The sequence below is a fragment of the Paenibacillus sp. FSL H7-0690 genome (assembly GCF_037980415.1).
GTDB lineage: Bacteria > Bacillota > Bacilli > Paenibacillales > Paenibacillaceae > Paenibacillus_AQ > Paenibacillus_AQ odorifer.
Window position 1 is genome coordinate 2691587 of the sequence record NZ_CP150281.1, and the last position, 26665, is coordinate 2718251.

General features: G+C 44.0%; 25 protein-coding genes. 18 read left to right on the top strand and 7 right to left on the bottom strand.

What is annotated here, in order from left to right:
* The first annotated feature begins 240 nt into the window (after positions 1 to 240).
* From MHI32_RS11675 to MHI32_RS11725, 11 genes are all read left to right on the top strand, one after another.
* Positions 241 to 663: an Rrf2 family transcriptional regulator gene (locus MHI32_RS11675; protein ID WP_076100677.1), complete on the top strand. Its 423-nt coding sequence runs from the start codon at positions 241 to 243 to the stop codon at positions 661 to 663.
* Between the two features lie 175 nt (positions 664 to 838).
* Positions 839 to 1363, top strand: a complete 525-nt coding sequence (locus MHI32_RS11680; RefSeq protein WP_339190614.1) for a hypothetical protein — start codon at positions 839 to 841, stop codon at positions 1361 to 1363.
* Positions 1364 to 2142: 779 nt separating this feature from the next.
* Complete coding sequence (locus MHI32_RS11685; protein WP_340012383.1) at positions 2143 to 2877, top strand: metallophosphoesterase family protein; 735 nt, start codon at positions 2143 to 2145, stop codon at positions 2875 to 2877.
* 78 nt (positions 2878 to 2955) lie between these two features.
* Entirely contained in the window at positions 2956 to 3558 is a 603-nt protein-coding gene (locus MHI32_RS11690; protein ID WP_076183265.1) for a GNAT family protein, read from the top strand.
* Positions 3559 to 3563: 5 nt separating this feature from the next.
* A complete protein-coding gene (locus tag MHI32_RS11695; protein ID WP_340012385.1) occupies positions 3564 to 4322 on the top strand; it encodes a peptidase E in 759 nt (252 codons plus the stop codon).
* Positions 4319 to 4870 (top strand): GNAT family N-acetyltransferase, encoded by a 552-nt coding sequence (locus MHI32_RS11700; protein ID WP_340012386.1) that lies wholly within the window; start codon positions 4319 to 4321, stop codon positions 4868 to 4870. Before MHI32_RS11695 ends, MHI32_RS11700 begins: the two co-directional genes overlap by 4 nt.
* Before the next feature lie 36 nt (positions 4871 to 4906).
* Entirely contained in the window at positions 4907 to 5251 is a 345-nt protein-coding gene (locus MHI32_RS11705) for a protein tyrosine phosphatase (RefSeq protein ID WP_076218945.1), read from the top strand.
* Positions 5252 to 5319: 68 nt separating this feature from the next.
* Positions 5320 to 5601 carry an N-acetyltransferase gene (locus MHI32_RS11710; protein WP_340012387.1) on the top strand — a complete coding sequence of 94 codons (282 nt, stop codon included), beginning with the start codon at positions 5320 to 5322 and terminating at the stop codon, positions 5599 to 5601.
* 154 nt (positions 5602 to 5755) lie between these two features.
* Positions 5756 to 6622 carry a VOC family protein gene (locus MHI32_RS11715; protein WP_340012388.1) on the top strand — a complete coding sequence of 289 codons (867 nt, stop codon included), beginning with the start codon at positions 5756 to 5758 and terminating at the stop codon, positions 6620 to 6622.
* Between the two features lie 67 nt (positions 6623 to 6689).
* Positions 6690 to 7583 carry a beta-1,6-N-acetylglucosaminyltransferase gene (locus tag MHI32_RS11720; protein ID WP_143762697.1) on the top strand — a complete coding sequence of 298 codons (894 nt, stop codon included), beginning with the start codon at positions 6690 to 6692 and terminating at the stop codon, positions 7581 to 7583.
* 18 nt (positions 7584 to 7601) lie between these two features.
* The gene (locus tag MHI32_RS11725) at positions 7602 to 8237 is read left to right on the top strand and encodes an NAD(P)-dependent oxidoreductase (RefSeq protein WP_076183276.1); all 636 of its coding nucleotides are present in this window, start codon (positions 7602 to 7604) and stop codon (positions 8235 to 8237) included.
* A gap of 77 nt (positions 8238 to 8314) precedes the next feature.
* Here the strand turns inward: MHI32_RS11725 and MHI32_RS11730 are convergent, their stop codons facing one another.
* Entirely contained in the window at positions 8315 to 9076 is a 762-nt protein-coding gene (locus MHI32_RS11730; protein WP_340012389.1) for an MBL fold metallo-hydrolase, read from the bottom strand.
* A 251-nt stretch (positions 9077 to 9327) separates the two neighbouring features.
* On the opposite strand from MHI32_RS11730, the gene MHI32_RS11735 reads away from it, so the two are divergent.
* The 4 genes from MHI32_RS11735 (at position 9328) to MHI32_RS11750 (ending at position 13750) form a co-directional block, all read left to right on the top strand.
* Positions 9328 to 11346: a Na+/H+ antiporter gene (locus MHI32_RS11735; RefSeq protein ID WP_076306228.1), complete on the top strand. Its 2019-nt coding sequence runs from the start codon at positions 9328 to 9330 to the stop codon at positions 11344 to 11346.
* A gap of 2 nt (positions 11347 to 11348) precedes the next feature.
* Complete coding sequence (locus MHI32_RS11740) at positions 11349 to 11873, top strand: GNAT family N-acetyltransferase (RefSeq protein WP_254847619.1); 525 nt, start codon at positions 11349 to 11351, stop codon at positions 11871 to 11873.
* Positions 11874 to 11875: 2 nt separating this feature from the next.
* A complete protein-coding gene (locus tag MHI32_RS11745) occupies positions 11876 to 12337 on the top strand; it encodes a DIP1984 family protein (protein WP_340012390.1) in 462 nt (153 codons plus the stop codon).
* Positions 12338 to 12865: 528 nt separating this feature from the next.
* Positions 12866 to 13750, top strand: a complete 885-nt coding sequence (locus tag MHI32_RS11750; RefSeq protein WP_076129966.1) for a DegV family protein — start codon at positions 12866 to 12868, stop codon at positions 13748 to 13750.
* A 109-nt stretch (positions 13751 to 13859) separates the two neighbouring features.
* On the opposite strand, the gene MHI32_RS11755 is transcribed toward MHI32_RS11750, so the two are convergent.
* The 5 genes from MHI32_RS11755 to MHI32_RS11775 all read right to left on the bottom strand — a co-directional run bounded on the left by MHI32_RS11755 (position 13860) and on the right by MHI32_RS11775 (position 20598).
* Entirely contained in the window at positions 13860 to 14288 is a 429-nt protein-coding gene (locus MHI32_RS11755; RefSeq protein WP_036685970.1) for a threonine/serine exporter family protein, read from the bottom strand.
* 28 nt (positions 14289 to 14316) lie between these two features.
* On the bottom strand, positions 14317 to 15081 hold the full coding sequence (locus MHI32_RS11760) for a threonine/serine exporter family protein (RefSeq protein WP_076129956.1): 765 nt from the start codon (positions 15079 to 15081) through the stop codon (positions 14317 to 14319).
* A 157-nt stretch (positions 15082 to 15238) separates the two neighbouring features.
* A complete protein-coding gene (locus MHI32_RS11765) occupies positions 15239 to 16501 on the bottom strand; it encodes a DNA polymerase IV (RefSeq protein ID WP_076189810.1) in 1263 nt (420 codons plus the stop codon).
* Positions 16502 to 16582: 81 nt separating this feature from the next.
* Entirely contained in the window at positions 16583 to 17185 is a 603-nt protein-coding gene (locus MHI32_RS11770; protein ID WP_076218939.1) for a YitT family protein, read from the bottom strand.
* Positions 17186 to 19731: 2546 nt separating this feature from the next.
* Entirely contained in the window at positions 19732 to 20598 is an 867-nt protein-coding gene (locus tag MHI32_RS11775) for an AraC family transcriptional regulator (RefSeq protein WP_076183289.1), read from the bottom strand.
* A gap of 165 nt (positions 20599 to 20763) precedes the next feature.
* Between MHI32_RS11775 and MHI32_RS11780 the strand changes: the two genes are divergently transcribed.
* From MHI32_RS11780 to MHI32_RS11790, 3 genes are all read left to right on the top strand, one after another.
* On the top strand, positions 20764 to 22728 hold the full coding sequence (locus tag MHI32_RS11780; protein ID WP_340012393.1) for a beta-L-arabinofuranosidase domain-containing protein: 1965 nt from the start codon (positions 20764 to 20766) through the stop codon (positions 22726 to 22728).
* 324 nt (positions 22729 to 23052) lie between these two features.
* Positions 23053 to 23688 carry a pyridoxamine 5'-phosphate oxidase family protein gene (locus MHI32_RS11785; RefSeq protein ID WP_076212728.1) on the top strand — a complete coding sequence of 212 codons (636 nt, stop codon included), beginning with the start codon at positions 23053 to 23055 and terminating at the stop codon, positions 23686 to 23688.
* Positions 23689 to 23792: 104 nt separating this feature from the next.
* Positions 23793 to 24101: a hypothetical protein gene (locus MHI32_RS11790; RefSeq protein WP_076130570.1), complete on the top strand. Its 309-nt coding sequence runs from the start codon at positions 23793 to 23795 to the stop codon at positions 24099 to 24101.
* A gap of 100 nt (positions 24102 to 24201) precedes the next feature.
* Here the strand turns inward: MHI32_RS11790 and MHI32_RS11795 are convergent, their stop codons facing one another.
* Entirely contained in the window at positions 24202 to 26637 is a 2436-nt protein-coding gene (locus tag MHI32_RS11795) for a glycosyl transferase (RefSeq protein ID WP_036685988.1), read from the bottom strand.
* Positions 26638 to 26665 lie beyond the last annotated feature (28 nt).

Consider the following 26665-nt stretch of genomic DNA (forward strand, 5'->3'; position numbering starts at 1 on the left):
CCACTCTATGGATTGTTCGAATATTAAACTGTAGGTTATATTAATAAATTCAAAGACAACTATTATTAAAAGTATTGCCCAACGATCTTTTTTTATTAAAATGCACCAACCTATCTATATGGAGAATATTGATAGATTATAAGTTGTTCATATCCTCAAAAGTTTGACAAATGCATAAAATGTAACTATTATAGTTGCATCTGAAGGATGTTTTGCAGCAAGGCAGAAGGAGAGATTTCCATGAATATTAGCACCCGATTTGCGGTAGCCATTCATATATTAACGTTGATTGACAGCAATAAAGAAGGCAAAAGCACGTCGGAGTGGATAGCTGGTAGCGTAAACACAAACCCTGTAGTTATCCGTCGGCTTACGAGTATGCTGCAAAAAGCAGGACTGGTGAATGCCCGCCCCGGAGTCGCAGGCGCCTCGCTTACACGTAGCGCATCCGAGATTACGCTGCTGCAGATTTATAAGGCAGTTAATGCGGTGGAAGAGGACTCGTTGTTTTCTGTACATGAGCATCCTAATCCAGATTGTCCTGTTGGCAAGAATATAGCCAGTGCAATTGTACCTGTGTTCTCACTCGCCCAAAAAGCAATGGAGAATGTTCTCCAGGAGGTTACATTGGAACAGATTGTGAATGAAATGCCAGAACTATGATTCCTCCATATCACAGCTTAGAAGTAAGGCCAGAACATGTGAAAACGTGATTCTGGTCTTTTTTGGCTTAATTAGGTTTATGGTCAAAGAAGGGAAGTAAGAGAGAATATAGAATCTGTATTTATAAGCCGGATTAAAGATAATATACATACATACATTGAGGGAGAGCTAAAGAATGTTAAAGAAATTACTGCCTATACTACTAATTATAGTAATGATTACCGGATGTAATGAATCAAAGGATACCACTAAATACGAGGATACTAATTTTGGAATCACCTTTAACTATCCGGATGATTGGGTTGTAACTGAGAAGTATGGAGCGCCATTATGGTTGATAGTCTCTACGACTGATTATAAACCTGCTGAGGGACTTAAAGGTCCGGGAGTAATGCTCTTTGGATTTAAGCCTAAGGACATGGAGCTTGTCAACAAATGGCTCGAGGATGCCCAAACGAATTACAACAACGGGGCGGAGCTGACAAAAAGTAAAGCTAGTTTAGGCGGGTTAGAGTCCGTAAAGTACGAAACTGAAGTATTCGAAGAGGAAGGGAGTAAAGGAAAAGCTATCTATTACGTTATTGAGGAACCGGAAATGTCATTTATGGTGCAGTTCCCTTATAGTGTGGATGAAGTACATAAAGAAGATATGAAGAGGATAGAGGATATTTTACAATCCATAAAGTTTACAAAAGATTAAGTGTGACTAGAACGAAGTAGCTGGAATGGTGGAATGTACGGTATAAAATGCGGTTGAAATGTACTAAAGTGGCTGGAATGGTGAAATGTAAGGTATAAATGCCGTTGAAACGGGCTGAAGTAGCTGAAATGGTGAAATGTATGGTATAAACGCCGTTGAAATGTGCTGAAGTAGCTGGAATGGTGGAATGTACGGTATAAATACCTTTGAAATGTGCTGAAGTGGCTAAAATGGTGAAATTTACGGTATAAATACCGTTGAAATGTGCTGAAGTAGCTGGAATGGTGGAATATACGGTATAAATGCCGTTGAAATGTTCTGAAGTGGCTGAAATGATGAAATGTACGGTATAAATGCCGTTGAAATGTGCTGAAGTAGCTGGAATGGTGGAATGTACGGTATAAATACCTTTGAAATGGGCTGAAGTAGCTAAAATGGTGAAATGTACGGTATAAATGCCGTTGAAATGTGCTGAAGTAGCTGGAATGATAAAATGTACGGTATAAATGCCGTTGAAATGTGCTGAAGTGGCTGAAATGGTGGAATATACGGTATAAATGCCTCAGATTTGGCTGAAATCATCCAAAGTAGCAAAAAGAAAGGCAAAAATGCCCTATAAACGAGCAATAGTCGCTGAATGAGCGAAAAGAAAGGCAAAAATGCCCTATAAACGAGCAGCGGCCGCTAAATGAGCAGCAACAGCCAACATTGAGAATGCAGTACAATTAGTTTTAGGATAAGTAACTTTTTTAAAGATCAATATATACGGAGGTTCTACAGTGGAGCAAATTGCAATAATCTCAGACATTCATGGAAATATACCGGCCCTTACGGCCGTTTTAGATGACATCCGGCAGCGGGGAATCAGCAGAGTCTTTTGTTTAGGCGATATTGTTGGAAAAGGACCGAACTCAGATCTAGCCATTGATATCATAAAAAAGAATTGTGAAATCAGTGTTATGGGGAACTGGGATGATTTAATGAATCAGGATGTTGATTTTGAGATGGCTCGGTGGTGCCGCGGGTTGTTAGGTCAAGAGCGCCTAGCTTATTTAAGCACGTTGCCGTTTTCGATTGAGTTTATGTTGAGTGGTAAATTTGTGCGATTATTTCATGCTTCGCCACGAAGCCTGTATGAACGCGTTCAACCTTGGGATGATTATGAAAAGCGATTATCTTTGTTTGATTATTCTGATCTCTGCCAGGAAAAACGACAAGCGGATATCGTAGGTTATGGGGATATTCATAATGCTTTTATTCAACATCTAGAAGGTAAGACCTTATTTAACGTAGGCAGTGTGGGGAATCCGCTTGATCTAACCCAGGCATCTTATGTGATTATGGAGGGAGAATACATGGGAGTGTCAGCAGCTCCTTTGAATATGCAATTTGTAAGAGTGCCTTATGACATCGAGTTAGCTGTTCAACAGGCCGTTGAGGCAGATATGCCAGCTGCAGAGCCTTATATTCGTGAGCTTAGAACCGCGCAGTACAGGGGAAGTGTCCGGGGATAATAAAGGAAAGGATAATAAAGGAAAAAAGTCAAACTGCAACCCTGATCCAAGCCATCAAAAAGTAATGGAGGGAACAAATTGAAGCTTAGTCACGTATTTGAGCAATTCCCTACTTTGGAATCCGAGCAATTATTACTGAAAAAGATTGAAGTCAGCAACCTTAATGAGGTATTTGGGATATATAGCAATGATCAAGTGTTTGAGTACTGTGGAATTATTCCGAAACATAATAAAGATACAGTCAAGAATATGATCGGTCATTTCGAACGTGATTTTACCAAAGGGGTAAGAGTGAAATGGGGGATTTTCCTCAAAAATAACCCTTACATACTGCTAGGTATCATCGAAGTTATGGATTTTAATCAAAAGGTGGATATGGTGACGATTGGTTACTTTTTGGCGGAGCCTTATTGGGGAAAAGGGATTGCAGCTCAGGCCATTCAATTAGTGGTGAAATATTTATTTGAGACTGCAGAAGTCAATCGAATTCAAGCTGAGGTTATGCCCTTTAATGAACGATCGAAGCGGGTGCTTTTGAAAAATGGCTTTACGAAAGAAGGCACGTTAAGGCAGGCGCATGTATGGTCGGGTAAAGGGCTGGTGGATCTGGAGATCTACAGCATTTTGGCAGAGGAATATTTTGCAAGCATCGGTAAGCTAAGAGTAAGCAATAGGATGTAATCCTAGTGAAAGAAGGGGAAATCATGGGCACTATCGTAGTGATTGGCGGGGGAGAGTTAATCGAGCTTGAAACGCTGGAAATTGATCGTAAAGTTGTGCAGCTGACTCAAAAGGCTAAGCCGAAGGCGTTATTTATTCCAACAGCCAGTAGTGATGCGCCGGGATATTGTGATACTTTTAGCAAAGTATATGGTGATATTCTTGGATGTGAAACAAGTAACTTATTGCTTGTGAGCCAAACCTACACTCATGATGAGATTACAGATTTAATTACAGCTGCTGATTTGATTTATGTGGGTGGAGGCAATACCCGAAAGATGCTGGAGATTTGGAAAAATACAGGGGTAGATACGCTTTTGAAAGAAGCTTATTCCTCTGGAACCGTATTGACCGGGCTTAGCGCAGGTTCCATCTGTTGGTTTGAATATGGGCATAGTGACTCTGAAGCGTTCGACGACCAGGGGGAATGGCAGTATATCAAGCTTGAAGCCATGGGGATTCTGCCGGGCATTCATTGTCCGCATTATAATGAGGATATTCGGGTTGAAGATTTTACACGCATGGTTAAAGGTGGAGGTTTGCCTGGAATCGCGGTGGATAACAATTGTGCAATCATCTATAAAGATAAGGAATATAAAGTGATGTCGACCAGAGAAGAAGCTAAGGCCTACCGTGTGATTGACTCCGAGCAAGGTGTTGTCGTAACGGAAATAGAAGAACATCCGAGCTACAGACCACTTCATGAATTGTATGGTGCGTTATGATTATTTTTGAAAAGCAAGAGATCAGACTGAGAACACTTGAGCTAAACGATGCCGCATTACTTGTAAAATGGCTCTCAGACCCCGTTGTACTGGAGTTCTATGAAGGTCGTGATCGCCCGCATGATTTGGAGCTGGTGAAGGAGCATTTTTACGACGAGCAAGCCGAAGTTACGCGGTGTATTGTGCAATACAAGGAGCGGGATATAGGTTATCTCCAGTTCTATCTTATAGATGATGAAGAATTAGAGGTGTACGGCTACGTGGGATTCGAAGGTCAAATCTTTGGGATGGACCAGTTTATTGGCGAGCCTGATTTATGGAATCAAGGAATTGGTTCGCGACTCATTAAAGAAACAGTCAATTATCTAGTCGAAGCAAAACAGGCGGATAAAATTGTCATGGACCCGCAAGCCTGGAATAAAAGAGCCCTTAGAGTATACGAGAAGATTGGCTTTGTGAAGAAGAAATACCTTGAACAGCACGAACAACATGAAGGAGAACTAAGAGATTGTTGGTTGATTGAATACACGAAGCAGTCGAGACAATAAATATCTTTTTAACAATCGAATAAGGAAGGTGCACTTATTAAACTCCTGTTTGTCTGCAGCCAGAATCGCTGGCGGAGTCTAACTGCGGAGAAGATCTTTCAAGGAATTGATGGTCATGAAGTGAGATCAGCAGGGACTGAAGATCATGCCAGAATTAAAATTTCTGAAGGGCATTTGGGTTGGGCGGATGTGATTTTTGTGATGGAGAAGAAACATGTTCGAAGAATTCAAGATAAATTTAGAGACTGTGTAAGGGGCAAAAAAATAATTTGCCTGAACATAGCTGATGACTATAAGTATATGGATGAAGACTTGATCGGCCTTTTGGAATCCAGTGTATCCGAATATTTACTGGAATGGAGCAACAAAAATGAGAATTAGAGCAGAAACTGTGGCAGACTATAATGAAGTATTTCAAGTGAATGTTAAGGCTTTTGGTGATCGGGAAGATGAAGCGCAGTTGGTCGAAAACATTCGTTCAGAAGCAAGGAATCGGCAAGGCGCTGATCCAAGAAGGGTTAGAAAGATGTAGAACGCTCGGATATGAGCTTGTCTTTTTGATCGGGCATCCTGAATATTACCCGAGATTCGGATTTCAACCCGCAGGGCTACATGGGCTGGAGTTGAAGCAATTTGAGGTACCGGAGAATGTCTTTATGGTCTGTGAGCTGAAGGAGGGCGTACTGCAGAGGATTAAGGGAGAGTTGAAATACCCGGAAACCTTTTTTTGAATTACTTATAATATTATTTTGTGAATCATGTTTGGCTGTGAACCAGTCGACATGATTTTTTTATAGGTAATTGACAAACATATAGAAGGTAACTATACTAAAGATAGTTAATTTGTAACTGAAATAGTTACAGCATGATTAGGAGGAATTTATAATGACGACTAAAACAATACTTCAACCAGACACTCAGATCGGTCTGGTGCAGATTAGAGTAAGCAATTTGGAGCGTTCGCTCACCTTTTATCAGAATGTTGTGGGATTAAGCGTTTTGCGGCAGACTGGCCGCGAAGTGGAAATGACCGCTGACGGTCAGAATGTGTTATTAATCTTGCGGGAGATTGAAAATGCGCGGGTGATCCGCCCTAATTCTGTGGCTGGGTTGTATCATTTCGCTATCCTTGTTCCAGATCGTCCTAGCCTTGGATTGGTTGTGCGCAATTTGATCTCTTCGGGGATTGAAGTGGGGCAGGGGGATCATCTGGTCAGTGAAGCGTTGTATATTCAGGATCCAGATAATAATGGGATTGAAATCTATCGAGATCGTCCTAAGAGTGAATGGAAATATGATGCGGAAGGGCATGTAATGATGTCCACTGATCCAGTGGATGTAGATGGACTATTGGCAGCTTCTGAAGGTTTATCATGGAACGGGCTGCCAGCGGGAACAGTGATTGGGCATGTACACTTTCATGTGGGGAATTTATATAAGGCGAAAGCCTTCTACGTCGATTTGCTTGGTTTTGAACTAACAGCTAATTATGGAAGTGCTGCTATGTTTATCTCTGCTGGTGGCTATCATCACCATATCGGGCTGAATGTTTGGGCTGGACAGGGCGCACCTGCGGCTCCAGCTGATACTGTGGGGATTGATTATTTTACCTTAATTCTTACGAATGAAGAGGAACGCAACGCTGTGGTGGAGCGAGTACGGCAGGCTGGTTACGCAGTTACAGAAGTGAATGGAAATCCTACATTCCAAGATCCTTGGAACATTGGAATAAGACTTGTTTTAAAGAGATAATTATATATCCATTTTCGTCCATTTATTTTATAATATTGGAAATAGGTGGGCGGAAGGGTGAAGTTTGTTGGAAGCATTCAAAATGGCGTATATCATTCTTTGTCATAAGAATCCGGAGCAGATCAATTTGCTAATCGATAGTTTAACTAACGAGTCCGTAGAGTTTTTCCTTCATGTCGATCAGAAAAGTAATATTGAAGCTGACATTATTCATCGTAACGATATTCATTTTGTGGAAAAGCCTATTGATGTGCAGTGGGGGCATTACAGCCAGATTGAATGCATTTTGAAGTGCTTTTCGCTGATCAAAGAACATGGGGATTTCAATTATATTCACATCCTAAGCGGTCAGGATCTGCCGCTGGCTTCGAATGAAGTGATTCTAGATTTCTTTAAGGTGAATGAGGGTAAGGAATTTGTGAAGTATTTGCAGCTGCCTAATGCTGCGGAAACTTGGGGATGTTACGAGCGGGTCTCAGTTTACTATCCTAGATTCCTCATCTCAAGGACCCGGCGTATGACAGCGATCCGAATGAGGTACATTAAACTAATTATGAGCGTTCCGTTTCTGCAAAGAAGATTAAGCGCTCTGCCGAACGGTTTATATAAAGGCTCAAACTGGATGTCTATTACAGGTGGATGTATGGAATACATCTTGGATTTTACAAAAAGCTCTCCGGAATACGTCAGATTTTTTAGGAACACTTTATGTGGAGATGAAATCTTTTTCCATACGATAATTTTGAATAGTGTTTATAAGATGCATGTGCTGAATGAAATTAAGCGGTATACAGATTGGGAAACAGGACCGGATTATCCTAGAACGCTAACGATAGAAGACTATGATCGGATCACTCAACGGGGCACGGAATGCTTTTGGGGGAGAAAATTTGATCTCGATATCGATAGAACCATCGTTCAGGAGCTCCTTGATATAAATATTAAAGCGAAAACATCGTAAACTCAGGAGGACAATCATATGAAAATCGCAGTTGTTGGAGCAAGTGGAAAAGCTGGAAGCCGAATTACGCAGGAAGCGTTGGATAGAGGTCATGAAGTTACAGCGATTGTGCGGGATGCATCTAAAGTAACAAATAGTAAAGCGAATGTCATTGAAAAGGATGTATTTGCACTTACCGCTGAAGATTTGCAGGGGTTCGATGTGGTTGTGAATGCTTTTGGTGCGCCGTTTGGACAAGAACATCTGCATGTGGATGCCGGGAATGTGCTTATTGAAGCGTTGAAGGCTTCGCCCGATACAAGATTGATTGTAGTTGGGGGTGCAGGAAGTCTTTATGTAGATGAAGCCAAAACGCTTAAAGTAGTGGATACGAATGACTTTCCTGACTTTATTAAGCCAACAGCGACGAATCAAGCCAAGAATCTGGAGATTCTGCAAGGGACAGATGCACTCTCTTGGACCTTTGTTAGCCCATCTGCTGATTTTGCCATCGGCACAAGAACGGGTTCTTATGTAAAAGGTAAGGATAATCTTCTGGTGAACTCCAAAGGTGAGAGTTATGTCAGCTACGAAGATTATGCCGTTGCTATTGTCGATGAAATCGAACAGCCGCAGCATATTCGTGAACGGTTTACGGTGGGTTCAGAGTCTTAAGTGATAATGAAGAATAACGGTTATATATAACAAGAGAAGGCAGAGCCGGATTTCAGGCTCTGTCTTCTTTTGTATCATTACAGCTTTCCTTTTCCTTCTGCTAGTTCAGCAATACGTCTGTTTGCATCTCCGCGGTAGAGTCCGCCATGATAACAAATGACCGTATCGATCTCATACTCAGAGAACTTGTTCAGAGAGGCCAAAGCCAGCTCCATGTCAGGGGTGGCGGAAGGAGTGGGACCCTGTAGCTCGCCATCCTGAACGGTCAAGGCATCGGCGGCAATAAGTGTACGGCTATCATGATGGTAAAGACTGAGATGCCCTGGGCTATGGCCAGGGGTATGGATCACCGTAATTCCACCGGCAAAAGGTAACTTTTCTCCATCCACAAGCGTTTGATCCACTTTTCCTTTAGGAGGATGGGCTAATACAGAGAGGAAGGCACGCCGCCACTCCTCAGGTACATGAGCTGGGATCATAGCCGCTGCCGCCGCTAAAGCTTCAGGAGTGTGCTTAAGGAGCATTCGCTCTCCTTGAATATAGGGCTGCTCAATTTCATGAGCCAGAACAGTAAGCTCTAGATCTTCATCAGCCAATAGGGCAGGGAGGCAACCGATATGGTCTAAATCCTGATGCGTGATAATAAGGGTACGGAGCTTCTCCCAAGGCACATCCGCTTCTTTTAGAGCCTCTTTGAAAGTAGAGAGTAGACCCGGGAATCCGGTATCGACGAGTACGGCGGCATGTTCATCCCAGAGTAGCGTGGGGTAAATCGTGTCTTTTCCACCCATAACCTGCGCTGTAATCTCGAGCATTTCTATTCCTTGAGCAATGTACATTATTATCCCTCCGTGATTGATAATAAGAGCGACGCCGTGAGGCTAATGCATATATTACTCAAAACTGTAAATAAACACAATAGGTAAATTCTTTATTATAACACAAATAAATATTTATGTCAATATGTATCTGATGGAATTTTTGTGGAATTTGTAGGGGATTTTAATGTTAAGAATCTTTTGCTAGATTTTGCCCTTGCCTAAAGCTTTGCGATATAATAATCAAATATAAAAAAGGGAGTTGATGTGGTTTGGAGACATTTCTAGTTGTACTCGTCCTACTTGGGCTTATCGCAATATCCAACATCATAAACCGATTCATTCCCTTCGTGCCGATACCCTTAATACAAATTGGCTTGGGTGTAGTGGTCGTACTACTGCCTTTGGGAATACATATGTCACTGGAGCCAGAGTTGTTTTTCGTGTTATTTATTGCTCCGCTTTTGTTCAATGACGGAAAGCGAACACCAAGAAATGAGTTATGGAACCTGCGGGCTCCAATCTTAATGCTGGCACTAGGCTTGGTATTTGCTACAGTGCTTATCGCTGGTTATTCCATTAACTGGATGATTCCCACCATTCCACTCGCAGCTGCTTTTGCGCTGGCAGCGATCTTATCGCCGACAGATGCTGTGGCGGTAAGTGCAATCGCTGGGAGAGTACATCTTCCCAAGAGTATTCATCGTATTCTAGAGGGCGAATCATTGATGAATGATGCCTCTGGCCTTGTTGCGTTTAACTTCGCTATTGCAGCAGCTGTTACAGGCATATTTTCTTTGCCGAAAGCCTCCATTAGCTTTGTGATTATCGCTTTAGGTGGGCTAATTGTCGGAGCAATACTCGCGTTCCTCCTGATTCGGTTCAGTGTATTTATCCGCAGACTGGGGATGGAGGACATCACAGTACATGTGCTGCTGCAAATCCTGACTCCTTTCATTGTGTATCTGATCAGTGAAGAAATAGGGGTATCCGGCATTTTAGCTGTGGTTGCAGCGGGGATAATTCATGCGGTCGAGAAGGACCGTGCGGTCTCGCCACAGTATAAGCTACAGCTGGTATCTGCCAGCACATGGTCTGTGCTGCTCTACATCTTGAATGGCTTGGTCTTCCTTATTCTCGGATTGTCGATTCCAGATGTTATTGAAGTGATCTACCGGGATACAGCGGTGGACAATCTTATGGTGATTGGTTATGTATTAGCGATAACGTTACTGCTTTTTGTGCTGCGTTTTATATGGGTATATGTATTTTCCCTGGCTGGCGCCGGCCTGCAAAAAATGGAAAAATCGTCTATAAAGTCCATGCTAATCCTGACCATTTCAGGGGTGCGAGGCGCGGTTACTTTAGCCGGTGCCTTTTCGATTCCTTTTGTGTTAGGAGATGGCTCACCTTTTCCTGAACGTGATCTAATTATCTTTATCGCTGCGGGTGTGATTCTGATGTCACTGCTGATCGCTAGTATCTTTTTACCAATTCTCGCAGGTAAAGAAGAGCCGGTTGCCGAACCAGGGGACACTGAGGTTGAACAGGCGGCCAAATCTAAGGTCGTTGCTGCCGGGATAACGCTGCTTCAAAGTATGATGACGGAGGAGAGCAAGGATTCCGCACAGCCAGCTTTGAGTGAATTTAGAGAAAAGGTTTATAGTCTGAACCGCGAGGATCAAGCGAACGATCCGGCATTTGAGGAACTCCGTCGGCTTGGGGTTGAAGCAAGGATAGTGGGCTTGCATGCTGAACGCAAAGAGCTGACCCGATTGCTTACTAACAATGAGATTCCTGCCTCAGTGGCTCAGAAAATGGAAGAATTCTTGGATCATAGTGAAGTTTTCTTAGCCAGAAGTCTCAACTCTCAAATTAGATTATCCCTTACAGAGATTAGAAGGCTATTTGCGGGGATGTTCTCAGGACAAAACGAACGGGAAGCTAGCCAACAAATGCTGCAACAGGCTGAATGTGCAAGAAAAGCTAAGATTTCTATGTCCCGCGCAGCAATAGCTGCTGTTAATGCAAGTATGAATGAGAACAACCGAAAAGCAGTAGAGAAGGTTGCATGCAGTTATGAGCAACTAATCTCACGCTTCGAGCAGGGTCAAGGCTGGACAAAGGATGGTCTCGTTGATGATCAAAAGCTTGAATTGAAACTGAAAGCTATTCAGGAGCAACGGGATAAGGTGCAGCAATTGTACCAGGATGGAACCATTAACCGCAAGCTAGCCGGTAAATTACGCAAGTTCGTCGATCATTTGGAAACATCCATTTGGGAGGATTAGCTGTGTTGAACAAAGTAGTGGGAGAAAGCTTGTTATTCACTGAAATTCGCGAAGAGCATCTGTCGGATGTACTCGATATTTATAACTATTACGTGCTGAACACTACGGTTTCTTTTCATACCGAGCCTTTAAGTTTGGACGAAATGCGGCAATCAGTGATGAATGATGATCCGCGGTTCAAATCATACGTTATATTATCCTGGGATAATGTTATTCAGGGCTATGTTCTGATTGCTAGACATAAGAGTAAGCCGGCTTATGATAGCTCTGGGGAGATCAGTGTGTATTTGAAACCGGCTTGTGTGGGTAAAAGAATAGGACAGCATGCCTTACGTTTTATTGAAAAGAGAGCTGCCGAACTGGATTTCCATGTGTTAGTAGCTACCGTTTGCGCAGAGAATGAACGCAGTCGCCAGCTTTTCTCAAAGAATGGATATGAACAATGTGCCTACTTCAAGGAGATTGGCTGTAAATTTGGTCGAAGACTGGATATCGCCAGCTATCAGAAAATCTTAGGGGGAACTTAAAGATGAAACTTGCGGAAGCATTAGTGAACCGAAGTGATCTTACCCGTAAAATCGCGCAGCTAAAGCAGCGGCTCGATCGGGTCGTTAAGGTGCAGGAGGGGGAAGATCCGGCAGAGCAGCCGGAGGCTCTTTTGCATGAGCTAGAAATAGCTGTTAACGAGCAGACGATTTTGATTCGAGCGATTAATCGAACGAATTCATCTGTTGCCTTCAATGAGAATTGGAGTATTGCCGACGCCCTATCCGAACGGGATAAAATGCTTCAGCTGCGGAAGCTGTTTAGCGATTTGCTTGAGCAAGCTTCGATCACTCAGGATCGGTATAGCCGCTCTGAGGTTCGTTTCCAGAGAACGGTGGATGTCGCTCAGATTCAGAAGCGGATTGATGAACTGTCTAAGTCTTATCGCGAGTTGGATTTTAAAATTCAGGAGAAAAACTGGACGGTAGCCTTAATCACACCGTAAAAAGCTTTATCACAGCAGAAGGTAACTGATCTTTATAAAGGCGAGCGCAACCCGCCAACAGGGAAAGTTGGACAAATTGACAGATGCCGGGCCATATCTGACCAATCATAACTTAGCCCCGTACTGTAACAACTGTAAAGAGTACCTATTAATGTAACTACCAAGCGCTGATTTATGTAAGAACGGTGAGGGTGGGGACGGGGATATTTTTGCTGTGGTTAGGCTTTTACATAACATGAACTGGCTCTATTAGGATAGGTATATTCGTCATAGATAATGTGAAATAATGTCGAATAAAGTTGAAAAAAGATGAATGAAATTTGCATTATCGGCCTGTTTTGCCTATCTTATCGCTCGTTATCTTGTATAATTTACGAATACGCACGAGGACTTCCTAAACCGCTGATCTATTCGTATGTTGATTGTACAGGATGAGAGAGTGATTCATTGGCCGAGAAGGTTTAGTGGCCCTTGTCTCTTCAAACATTCTACTATTCCTTTCATGAAAGAGAGAAGTGACAAGTGACCATGAAATCAATTGCCTGGGTAACCGACAGTACATGTACAATCGATCCTGAGTTCGCCAAGAACAACCATGTGTATATTGTTCCTTTGCGTCTGATTATTAACAACGAGTGTTATAAAGAAAATATAGATATTACGATCGATGAGTTCTATGAGAAAATGCGTCAGCATGATCAAGTAGGCAGCTCACAGCCGCCAATCGGTGAGTTTATCGAGTTATACGAACGGTTGAAGGAAGAATATGATGAGATTATCGCGGTGCATCTTTCGACAGGGCTTAGCGGAACATACAATGCTTCCATGCAAGGTGCTGAAATAGCAGAAGCTAATGTTATTGGAATTGATTCCAAGGTTGGCGCTTATCCGATTCGGGAAATGATTACGCGAGGTATTCATTGGCACAAGATGGGCTTTACTGGCCTAGAGATTAAAGAAAAGATAGAGAATATCATTCAAAATATGTCCTTCTACTTAATTCCTGCAAGCTTGTCCCAGCTTCACCGTAGTGGGCGTGTTTCTGGTACACAGGTAATTCTTAGTCAATTACTGCGGATAAATTTGCTGCTGCGTTTTGACGAGGGCAAGGTCATTGTTGTGGAAAAAATCCGCACCATGAAGAAGACGAAGCAGGCGCTGTTAGATATCTTTAAACAGGATGCTGGACTTGTTAGCGATGTGTGCATCATGCATTCCAATAATTTAGAAATGGCGCTGAAGCTAGAAGAAGACATCAAAGAGATGGCGCCTGATTTACGTACGGAGATTATGACTTACATTCCTGCCGTGGCTGTTCATGCGGGTGAAGGTACCGTAGGACTTTCTTGGATTAAAAATAACCGGATCAATAGTATTTATTCGGAGGTTGAACCTGTAGCAGTACTTGTGTAGCTAGGACAGTAAACAAAGAAATCGCTTCTTGGAAGAGGGACGGATGATCCTCATTATACCAAGAGACGATTTCTTTTTTTTGAATCTATGAGATGACGTTGTAAGAAGGTTATGCTTTGCTTGCACGACGGCGGAACATTTGTCCGATAACTTCACTCAGTACCAGTCCAGCCGCAATTGCGCCAGAGAGCATTAATGCCCGAACAGCGATTTCTACAGCCAGATTATAGTTTTCTTCTACAAATCTACGCATAGCATCGTAAGCAAGACCACCCGGAACAAGTGGGATAATACCGCCTACACTAAAAATAATAACCGGCATTTTGAAGGATCGGGCAAACAGCTGGCTGACGATGCCCACCACTACAGTAGCCGCAAACGTAGCAACAACAGGCCCACACTCTACATCAAGGATCACATACACCATCCAGCCCACCATTCCAGCAAAACCACACTGCAGTAGAGCGCGCTTAGGCGCATTAAATAAAATACAGAAGGTTGCCGCGGCGATAAAACTGGTTATAAGTTGCAAAATCATGAAGGGCTAACCTCTTTCACATGGAAAATTAAAATAGTGATAGTACAAGCCCAATGCCTGTACCGATCGCAAAAGCAGTTAGAAAGGCATCTGCTCCTTTGGATATGCCTGAGACCAGATGACCAGCCATCAGATCACGAACGGCATTAGTAATGAGTAGACCGGGTACTAGAGGCATCACGGAGCCGATGATGATTTTGTCCATTTCTTGACCTATGCCCAGCTTTACAGAATAGAAGGCTAGAAGTCCGATCAGGAAGGAAGCAGAGAACTCTGCAAAAAATCTAGTCTGCACAAGACGATGCAGGTAGATAACCGCAGCAAAACCTAACCCGGAAATCGGCAATGCGGGGAGAGCATCCCACAAGCTGCCCTTAAACATAACGGTGAAGCAAGCGCCGGTAAGCGCCGCTGCTATGATTTGCAGCCATACCGGATACGCATGTGCGGCATCATCGACCTCACCTAATCGTGTCCGAGCTTCCTCGGCTGTAATCTGACGCTCGTTCAGACGCCGCGAGATATCATTAACCTCTGAGACTTTCTGCAGATCTGTGGTTCGCTCGGCAATCCGATATAACTTAACGGGCTCCGTTCTATTGGTGGTGAACATAATAACGGTTGGTGTCACATAACTATGTGCCCCTGGAAAACCGAGAGAAGCAGCCATACGTGTCATTGTATCTTCTACTCTGTAGGTTTCTGCACCGTTTTGCAGCATGATCTTGCCAGCAAGAAGACAGAGATCAACGATTTCATAATAGGTAGTGTTAGTGTTGCTCGTGCTTTCCAACTTCTCCGGTCCTCCCCTGGAATGTTACATATCTATGTGTATATACTTATGATTGTCGCTTCATTGTGTGAAAATAACAACCTCAATATAGCATTATAAACGATATGGGATATATTTTAATATAGTTTCAGAAATAAAATGTATAAAGATGCACTGTTTATTTATAGTGCCCGCCAATCTTTCCGGATCTGTCCTTAAGTTGTCCAGCATCTGTGAACGATGCGGCGCGTCCGATGATCGATTCCCCGTATTTATTCTTCAGCGCATCAGTGGCCCGTTCGAGCTCGCGGTAGCGGGGGCGCGACTCAAATAAGGTTAGCTGATATTGGCTTTCGTCAGACAGATTGGACAGGCTTAGATGAATTCGGCGCACAGGCTGACCTTCCCAATGCTGTTTGAAAAGAGCGAGGGCGGCCTCGTATACCAGCTGGGTTGCATTCGTAGGATCGCTCATCGTAGTCTGTCTCGAGAAGCCGCTGGGGTCATCAAAGCTGGCGCCTTGGCAGCCAACAGACACGACTGCACCATGCACCTTCAGTTTGCGGCTGCGCCTGCACACCAGCTCTGAGAGCTCCAGAATGATGGTCTTGATCTCTTGCAGTGTATAGTAATCCCGTGGCAGTGTCATTTGGTGCCCGACGCTCTTGGGTGCAACTTCATAGGTAGCGGGACTTACAGGGCTATCGTCGATGCCATTGGCAATTCGCCAATATAGCTCGGCATCGATATCGCATTTTTTATGGAATTTCTCCCGCATGCGCCATTTCAGCTCGCTTAGCGGCATCTGTGCCAAATGGCCTATCGTTGTGAGACCCATGCTTTGGAAGTGCGCGGACATGCGGCGGCCTACCATAAACAACTCACTAATGGGCAGCGGCCAAAGTACATCTGGAAGCTCTTCCTGAGTGAGGGTAAATAGACCCTCCGGGTTCTTCTTGGCCCACAGGTCGCAAGCCATTTTGGCGGTAACCTTGGAATAACCTATACCGATACGTGCGCGCACACCTGTATTTCTGCGGATTAAGTCCTGAATGGTCGTAGCGATCTGTCTTGGGCTTCCGAATAAGCTGAGGCTGCCGGTGATATCAATAAACTGCTCATCGATGGAATAAGGTTCTACGAGGTCACTGAATTTGCGTAGAATGTCCGTGATTTGGGAGGAAACATCGATATATTGCTGCATATGTGGTCTGACGACGATTACTTCGGGGCATTTCGCGAGTGCTTCCTTCAAAGTCTCAGCGGTAGTAATGCCAAAAGATTTGGCTAACGGACAAGCGGCAAGTACAATCCCGCTTCGTCTAGCCGGATCTCCGGCGACAATAAGCGGTTTGTTGCTATATTGCGGATTAGAGGCCTTCTCCACGGAGGCGTAAAAGCTCTGACAATCGGATAACAAAATAACACGCTCTTTATTCATAGATTCACACTCTCCAGGTGAGGTAGAGATACGGTAGATGATTTTCTTATTATTATAATACGAACATATGATCGTGTATATTCATATTTTTTCCCATTTCTCTTCAGTCTCCAAGGTGCAGAGACCTGTGGCCACACCCCCAGCGATAATCGTGAGGATGGAGTGGAAGAAGGTTTCTTTGGAAATCAGGAGTCCCCCCGCGCCGATAATTATAAAATCTGTCAAAAAAATGATGAGTCCAAGGTTAAGCGGGAGATACCTTTTGATATATTGAGCAAGCAGATCCGTTCCGCCTGTACTGGCTTTGAACCGCAGCATAAGCCCAAGACCCGTTCCCATTAAAAAACCGCCAATAATGGCGCTGGAAATGGAGCCGAACTCAAAATAATACAGAAAGTGGTACTGCAAGGGACCGAGAAGCTCAATCAGAAACGATGAGGTCAATAAACCTAATACACTATTGAAAAAGATATCGCGTTCCTTCAGCCAGGCTAACAGGAAAATCGGAAAGCTGCAGAGAAGGACAGCTATACCGATTTTGGCATCGGATAAATAATTGATGATGAGGGCTATTCCTATTATTCCCCCATCTAGGATTTTATATGGGACTAGAAAAAAATTAGTTGCTGCTGCAATGAGCAAGCTTCCGATCAGGATGATCGCGTATCTTAATAATGACTGCATATTTAACATCTCCACATTAAAGGCATGTCTTATAAATATGCTTGTCACTTCCAAAAAATTGCATTGAAGCAAAAAAACTGATTTCGGGCCTAATCATGCGGACCCAGAAGACCCTATTAGGCAGATACAAGGTATTTTTTCGAGCTAACGGACCCAGTTGCAGCTATTCCCACAAATGTGGTCCGATTGCGAGCAAATTATGAGCAATAAGAGCTATACAGTCCGAAATTTCCGAAAAATGGGCCGAAAATCATAAATAGGTGCAATAGGGTCCGATACGATCAAGTTCTAGCAAAAGGTAGCTGATTTCGAGACGTAGGCGGCTAGGTTGTGCAATAGGTAACAAATTCTGCGCACGGAGTAGCTAGGTTAAGCCATAGGTAAATAATTCCGCACGGAGTAGCTAGGTTAAGCCATAGGTAGCTAATTACGCACACGGAGTAGATAGGTTGAGCTATAGGTAGCTAATTCTGCACAGTGTAGCTAGGTTGAGCCCTAGACAGCTAGTTTAAGCACTGGGCAGCACGTTTAGGAGCAAATTTGGCAGGCGGCGTTCTTTTCAGCAACTGTTCGGACTCAGTTGCTCTTATTTCCATGATTCCGCTCGTTTTGTCACACTATCGGACTCAGTTGCAGCTATTCGCTCAAATGTGCTCCTTTTCTGTGCAAATCAAGGGTAATAAGAGCTATACAGTCCGAAACCTTCGCAAAATGAACCCATATGCTGAAATAGCTGCAATACGGTCCGATACGATACGATCAAGTTCTAGCAAAAGGTAGCAGATTTCGAGACGTAGGCGGCTAGTTTGAAAAACAGGTAACTAATTTCTCGCAGAGTAGCTAGGTTAAGCCACAGGTAACTAATTCCGCACGGTGGTGTAGATAGATTGAGCTATAGGTAGCTAATTCCGCACAGTGTAGCTAGGTTGAGCCCCAGACAGCTAGTTTAAACAATGGCTAGCACGATTAGGAGCAAATTTGGCAGGCGGCGTTCTTTTCAGCAACTGTTCGGACTCAGTTGCTCTTATTTCCATGATTCCGCTCGTTTTGTCACACTAACGGACCCAGTTGCAGCTATTCGCTCAAATGTGCTCTTTTTCTGCGCAAATCAAGGGCAATAAGAGCTATACAGTCCGAAACTGCCGCAAAATGGGCCCAAAATCACAAATAGGTGCAATAGGGTCCGATACGATCAAGATCGAGCAAAAGGTAGCTGATTTCGAGACGTAGACAGCTAGGTTGCGCAACAGGTAACAAATTCTGCGCACGGAGTAGCTAGGTTAAGCCATAGGTAGCTAATTCCGCACACGGTATAGATAGGTCGAGCTATAGGTAGCTAATTCCGCACAGTGTAGCTAGGTTGAGCCCCAGACAGCTAGTTTAAACAATGGGCAGCACGATTAGGATCAAATTCGGCAGGCGGCGTTCTTTTCAGCAACTGTTCGGACTCAGTTGCTCTTATTTCCATGATTTCGCTCGTTTTATCACACTATCGGACGCAGTTGCAGCTATTCCCACAAATGTAGTCCGATTCCGAGCAAATTATGAGCAATAAGAGCTATGCAGTCCGAAACCTTCGCAAAATGAACCCATATGCTGAAATAGCTGCAATACGGTCCGATACGATCAAGTTCTAGCAAAAGGTAGCAGGTATCGAGACGTAGGCGGCTAGTTTGAGCAACAGGTAACTAATTTCTCGCACGGAGTAGCTAGGTTGAGCCCCAGACAGCTAGTTTAAACAATGGCTAGCACGTTTAGGATCAAATTCGGCAGGCGGCGTTCTTTTCAGCAACTGTTCGGACTCAGTTGCTCTTATTTCCATGATTCCGCTCGTTTTGTCACACTATCGGACTCAGTTGCAGTTATTCCCACAAATGTAGCCCGATTTGGAGCAAATTATGAGCAATAAGAGCTATGCAGTCCGAAACTGCTGCAAAATGGATCGAAAATCACAAATAGCTGCAATCCGGTCCACAACGGGGAATGCTATGAATGGATGATTAAGCAGACGCATCTCCGGGGGATACAGAGAGTAGTGTGATGGCTATACAGAGAGTTACTTGTTGATAAGCTTTAGAGGGTCGAGCCGCATAATCAGCGTTGATCTATGGTAAGTATGAGTGCGCCACGCCTAGGAAGGTAAACTGGTAAAATTATTGCAAGAAGCAAGAAGCAAGAAGCAAGAAGCAAGAAGCAAGGAGCAAGGAGCAAGGAGCAAGGAGCAAGGAGCAAGAAGCAAGAATCAAGAAGTAAGAAGTAAGAAGTAAGAGCAGTAGAAGGATTTAGGACGGATCACGGGTACACAAGAAATGTGCCAAGCGGAGTACTGCTCCATCATAATAGTTACTTAAGTTTCTCCGAGCTAGAGGAGCAACTCGCAACTCGCAACTCGCAACTCGCAACTCGCAACTCGCATCTCGCATCTCGCGTCCAATTAATCCATAGTTGATCACGTAAGCCAACAGCACACAAGAAAGCTAAAGCAGCGCACCGCATTAACAACGAAAACAGCACGCCTCCAATTATGAGACATGCTGTTTTTGCCGTTATCGGGAATACCGCTTGCGGAAGCGAAGCGGAGAGATTCCGATCTGCTGAGTAAAGCGACGCGAGAAGTAGGCGGTGCTCTCGAAACCGATACGTTCTGCGATCGCAGCTATAGGCATCTCTGTCTTAAGCAGAAGCAGCTTGGCCTGTTCCAAACGGTAATCCGTTAAATACTCCATCGGAGTCAGTCCATATACGCGTTTCATGCAGCGGGCAAGGTAGTTATAATGAAAATGCAGCGCATCCGCCAGAGAGGCATTGGAGAGAGGCTCCGCATAATGATTGCGGATATAAGTCTCTGTCCTCTCGGCGATCTCTACCGCATGACTTTCTGAAGTATCATGCTGCGCCAGATCCATCATCCGCAGCATTTCTTCAAAAATCCTTTGCTGCTCCCAAACTGCACTGGAACGTCTTCCAGTGGACAGCTGTAAAAGCTTCTCAGCTTGTCCACTCCGTTTAAAGGGATCAGGAAGGGGACCAAACTGCGGGATGCGAATGGTATATGGATGAGTAAGAAACTGCCGGAAATGTGTCTCTCGGTTGATATACACGGGCTCGCCATCAGAACTTGACCAATCTGCGAGGGTATGAAAATGAATCCAGATAAACGAAGTCAGCTCCTCGCAAGACTTAACGGAATAATGATAGCGGTCAGGCAGCAGAAGCAGCGTATGCCCAGCCGCAACCTCCCATTGATTATGCTCTTCACCGATAAATAGGCAACCTTGCTCTACAATAATCAGATCAAATAAGCCGATATGGCTTCTATTTGGATGCTGCTCTCCGGGTTGATAAACAGTGTGATTGCATTCCAGAAAATATGGAAAAGGCGGCGCTGCGAAATGTACATAGGAAGGACTCACTGTATTCTACCTCTCTTTTTATCGTAGTCCGAGCTCAAATTGTCCATGGAATTAGGAGTGTGAAATAGTACAAAAAAGGGGTTGCTTCTGATTATATTTTTTATCTATTGTACGCTCTATAATTGTAATTAGCGAGTATAAAATAAGGCTAAGGGGAAGATGATGATGAATAAAACGATCCAGGATCAGCAAGTTGTAAAAGATCAATCCGTTAGCATTAAAGATGATTTCTGGGGAAGTTATATAAAGCTGGTTCAGGATGTTGTAATCCCATATCAATATGAGGCATTGCACGACAAAGCAGCGGGAGCTGAGCCCAGTCATGCCATTGCTAACTTTGAGATTGCTGCGGGCCGGAAGAACGGTGAATTTTACGGCTGGGTATTTCAAGACAGTGATGTAGCCAAGTGGCTGGAGGCCGTAGGTTATTCCTTAAGCATCAAACGTGACCCTGAGCTGGAGCGTCAAGCGGATGAAGTGATTGACCTCGTTGGAGAAGCGCAGCAGGAAGACGGGTACTTAAATACTTATTTTACGATAAAAGAACCCGGCAAACGCTGGACTAATCTGAACGATTGCCACGAGCTGTACTGTGCTGGGCATTTCATTGAAGCCGCCGTTTCTTACTACGAAGCTACAGGCAAAAGAAAACTGCTCGACATCATGTGCCGAATGGTTGATCATATCGATTCTGTGTTTGGTCCGGAAGAAGGAAAAATGCGGGGATATGATGGCCATCAGGAGATTGAGCTTGCGCTCGTGAAGCTGTATCGGCTCACAGGTGAGGAGCGGTATTTGAAGCTCAGCAGCTTTTTTATTAATGAGCGAGGTCAACAGCCGAATTTCCTAAAGCAACAATGGGATAGTCTGGGGAGTATCAATTTTTTCACAGGTCAGAAGGAGAATTTAGATTTAAAATATTACCAAAGTCATCTTCCAGTAAGAGAACAGGAAGTGGCTGTAGGACACGCTGTGCGTGCGGTTTATATGTATACTGCTATGGCTGATCTAGCTGCACTTACGGGAGATGATACTCTTCGCGAAGCATGCGAGAGACTGTGGAATAACATCACTACTAAGCAAATGTACATTACTGGCGGGATCGGATCTACGCATCGTGGTGAGGCTTTCACCTTCGATTATGATCTGCCTAACGATTCGGTGTACGCAGAGACTTGTGCATCTATTGGGTTGATCTTTTTTGCACAGCGGATGCTGAGAATATCGCCGGATGCACGTTATGCCGACGTGATGGAGCGGGCGCTTTATAACAATGTGTTGGGTTCAATGGCACAGGATGGTAAGCACTATTTTTATGTGAATCCACTGGAAGTATGGCCTAAGGCATGCAGCTGCAATCCAGATAAACATCATGTGAAGTCCGAGCGCCAAGGTTGGTTTGGCTGCGCTTGCTGTCCTCCGAATGTGGCGCGTCTGCTGACTTCGCTTAATCAATATATCTATACGATCCATGGTGATACGCTCTATACGAATTTGTATATTGGCAGTGAGCTGACAACAAAGCTGGGTGGAACAGATATTGCGATTCAGCAAGAGAGTAACTATCCATGGGAAGGTAAAGTCTCGTTGAAGATTAATCCCGCAGCGGAAGCAGAGTTTGGGATTGCCTTGCGGATTCCATCTTGGAGCCAAGGAATGGAGATCAGAGTCAACGGTGAAGCAATGAATACTGCTGAGAACATCGAGCAGGGATACCTCGTTATCCGGAGACTGTGGAGAGCAGGAGATGTAATCGAAGTGCATGACCCTATGGAGGCACATCGTATCTACGCACATCCAAGTTTGCGTGCTGATGCTCAAAAAGTAACGATTCAGCGTGGACCTCTTGTGTATTGTCTTGAAAGTATCGATAATGGTGAGCCATTAAGCTCGATTTCTTTAAAAGAAGGCAGTGAACTTACTGCGGCTTTTGATGAGACATTGCTCGGCGGCGCTGTTGTTGTCGAGGCAGAGGGGCTGCGTGTAGATAAAGAGGGCTGGAGTGGTGAGCTTTACAGCAGAGTCAAAGCACCAGTTCAAACCGTAAAGGTTAAGGCGGTTCCGTATTATTTATGGGGAAATCGTGGCAGTGGTGAAATGAAGGTATGGATTCCGGAAGCCAGCGTTTAAGTTATAGGTAGACATAGATCTCGGGAATGGCTGTAGTTTATCAACATTTACCGATGAGGACAGCTGTAATTTACAGTCTGTCCTTTTCTTTTTGCAAAAAGGAGAACACACGCGAAATGGCGAAATTAGAAAAAACATAGAAATATTCTTAAATCCTATAACAGTGGAGGCGGGCTATATTTATAATCATGCTCCAGAGGGTTATACTTGTCCCTTTTGTTTGTTGGTTTCGGGCATTGAAAATGAAGATGTGCATTCTAAGCAAGCGGATATTTGAGCAAAAATAAGAACATTGGGGCTTATTAAGTTGAGAGAGGGAGAAGTATGAAGTCAAACTTTTTCGAAAAAGTTATAGAGTCAGAAGAAGAGCTAAGGTCTTTATTTGGGTACCCAAGCGAATTGGTTAACAACAAAACCATAACTGTTATAGATCATCATTGCCGTGATTATATCTCAAAATCCCCAATGCTTTTTATGGCTACAAGCGGTTCGTCCGGTGCTTGTGATGTCTCTCCGCGCGGGGACGCAGAAGGTTTTGTTCACGTGTTGGATGATAAACATTTAGTGATCCCTGAACGCCCTGGGAATAGACGGTTTGATTCTTTGCGGAATATACTTGAGAACCCAAAAGTCGGTTTGATATTCATCATCCCCGGACTTGAAGAAACATTAAGAATAAATGGGCACGCGAGTATAGTTAAGGATGAAGATATATTGAAACCTATGGAAGCGCATGGTAAAGTCCCGATCATTGGAATTGGCGTGGAAGTAGAAGAATGTTATATGCATTGTGCAAAAGCCTTTAAGCGGTCACATTTGTGGGATGACGATCATTGGCTTGCGAAAGAAGTCTTGCCTAATCCATCAAAAATACTGGCGCAGCATGCCCGTAAACTTGGAGTTACTCCAGAGGATATCTCAAAATCACTAAAAGAAAGCTATGAAAAACGGCTATATTAACATTTTCGACTTAGAAATGGAATGGGATTTGCCCTTCATTGTATGCTATATTTGATCTGGATAAGGTAACTGATCATTTTACAGATAATAATGGAGGCATCACAATGAGTAAACGTTATCGGATGACAAGAGCAATGCAGAATGCTGGAGATTCAGCAACAACCCTATCTTTAGAAGAGTGTAAGCAATATTTCGCATCCAAACCTGATTTCACCTATACATCAGTTTTTACAGTAACAGGTGCCACTACCATGTCCATTGAGGGAGATTTCTTTATGTGGAGCTATGGTGATACAACAATCCCATTTAGACATTATCAGGGCGATATTTATGTTTCTGGCGCCAATGAAGCCGTGATTCCTAGAATGCTTGAGGTCGCGAGTGATTTAAGAGCAGATATTGTGGAAGGGTAAAAAAAAGATGCCCCCTGAATCCTTCAGGGGGCATCCCACTGTTAATTTTAGATCCGATCCGCTCAATCGTTCAAACGAACGGTGAGCGGATTTTTTTGTATTAACCCAGTTCTACAACTACTTGGTGTACAGCACCGTCTCCAACAGGAGTGATGATGTTACCTTCTACAGCTGCGCCATCCAAGGTAAGACTAGCTACACCTTTGGATACATGGTTCGGGTTCTTGATTTGAATCACATAAGTATCTCCACGGAAGACACGGGTGATTTCAAAGCTGTCCCACTCTGTAGGAATACAAGGATCGATCTTCAGACCATTGAAGTCCGCTTGAATACCAAGGATAGATTGTGTAATCGCTACATAGTTCCAAGCAGCAGTACCAGTTAACCAGGAGTTTTTAGCTTCCCCATGGCGAACGGCATCTTTACCTGCGATCATTTGCGAGTATACATAAGGTTCAGTACGGTGAATTTCACTGATGTCCTCCAAGTAAGCAGGAGCAATTTTAGCGTAAATTTCAAACGCTCTGTCGCCATGTCCAAGTACAGTTTCAGCGATCATGATCCAAGGGTTATTGTGGCAGAAAATACCAGCATTTTCTTTGTAGCCCGGAGGGTACGTAGAAATTTCACCCAGGTTCAGATAGTACTTGGAATATGGTGGCTGTTGCAATACGATACCGTATTTAGTATCCAAATGCTCTTGCACGGAAGTCAGAGCTTTTTCAGCTTGACCATCTTCCACACCGATACCGGCCATAACACAGATACCTTGTGGTTCGATGAAGATTTTACCTTCTTCGTTTTCTTTGGAACCGATCTTGTCGCCATAGTGGTCATAAGCGCGCAGGAACCAGTCACCATCGAAACCGTGAGTGAGTGTGATTTCACGCATGTTGTCAATCTTAGCTTCTGCATCCGTAGCTACGTCATTAAGTCCGCGCATCCGGCAGATTTCTGCATAGTCCGGTCCAACGAAGACGAACAGACCCGCGATAAATACGGATTCCGCTACGCGGCCTTCGATGTTGGCAGTAGTTTGGAAAGATTCGCCTGGTTCTGTAGAGAAGCAGTTCAGGTTCAAGCAGTCATTCCAGTCTGCACGACCGATCAGCGGCAAGCCGTGAGGTCCGAGATTGTTAGTTACATGCTCGAAGGAGCGTTTCAAGTGCTCAAACAGAGTAGCTGTGTTATCCGGATTGCTGTCAAAAGGAACCTGCTCATCAAGAATCGATGTGTCGCCAGTTTCTTTGATGTAAGCAGCTGTGCCGAGGATCAACCAAAGCGGGTCATCATTAAAGCCGGTACCGACTTCATTGTTACCTTTTTTGGTGAGCGGCTGGTATTGGTGATAGGCACTGCCGTCTTCAAATTGTGTAGCGGCGATATCGAGAATACGTTCTTTAGCACGTTCAGGAATTTGGTGCACAAATCCGAGCAAGTCTTGGTTAGAATCGCGGAAGCCCATACCACGGCCAATACCGGATTCAAAGTAAGAAGCGGAACGGGACATGTTGAAGGTAACCATACATTGATATGGATTCCAGATGTTAACCATACGGTTCAACTTGTCGTCGCCACTTTGGATTTGATATTTGGACAACAGGTTATCCCAGTGTGCAGCCAGTGCAGCCAAAGCAGCATCCACTTGAGCGTCTGTAGCAAATTGCTCGATCATAGCCTCTGCTGGTTTTTTGTTGATTACGTTCAGAGATTCCCATTTGTCTTCTTCTGGGTTTTCAATGTAACCAAGGACAAAGATGAAGCTTTGCTCTTCGCCCGGCTCCAGAGTAATGTTCAGGGCGTGCGATCCGATAGGGGACCAGCCGCTCGCTACCGAGTTAGTTGGTTCACCTGCAGCAACAGCTTGCGGGCTTTCCAGACCATTGTACATCCCTACGAAAGCTTCGCGGTCAGTATCAAAGCCGGCGATTTCTTTGTTAACAGAGTAGAAAGCGTAGTGGTTTCTGCGCTCACGGTATTCTGTTTTGTGATAGATAACAGAACCCTTCACTTCAACCTCACCAGTGCTGAGATTGCGTTGGAAGTTAGTCATATCATCTTGTGCATTCCAAAGACAGAACTCTGCAAAAGAGAACAGTTTAACGGATTTCTTCGCGGAACCCGTGTTTTTCACTACAAGACGATGTACTTCAGCGTTATGACCCATAGGTACAAAAGCAAGCTGGTTTACAGAGATACCGTTGCGTTCACCAGTAATGGAGGTGTAGCCAAGACCGTGACGGCATTCGTAGAAGTCCAGATCACGTTTTACTGGCATCCAGCCTGGAGTCCAGAAATCACCATCATCATAAAGATAGTAGTAACGGCCGCCAGCATCCATTGGGATATTGTTGTAACGGTAACGGGTCAATCTTCTGAGACGAGCGTCTCTATAGAAGGTATAGCCACCAGCAGTATTAGAAATAAGTCCGAAAAATTGTTCATTACCAAGGTAGTTAATCCAAGGGTAAGGTGTTTTTGGTGTGTTAATTACATACTCTTTACGAGTGTCGTCAAAGGTACCGAATTTCATGTGAGAAAGTCTCCTTTCGATTGTGAAC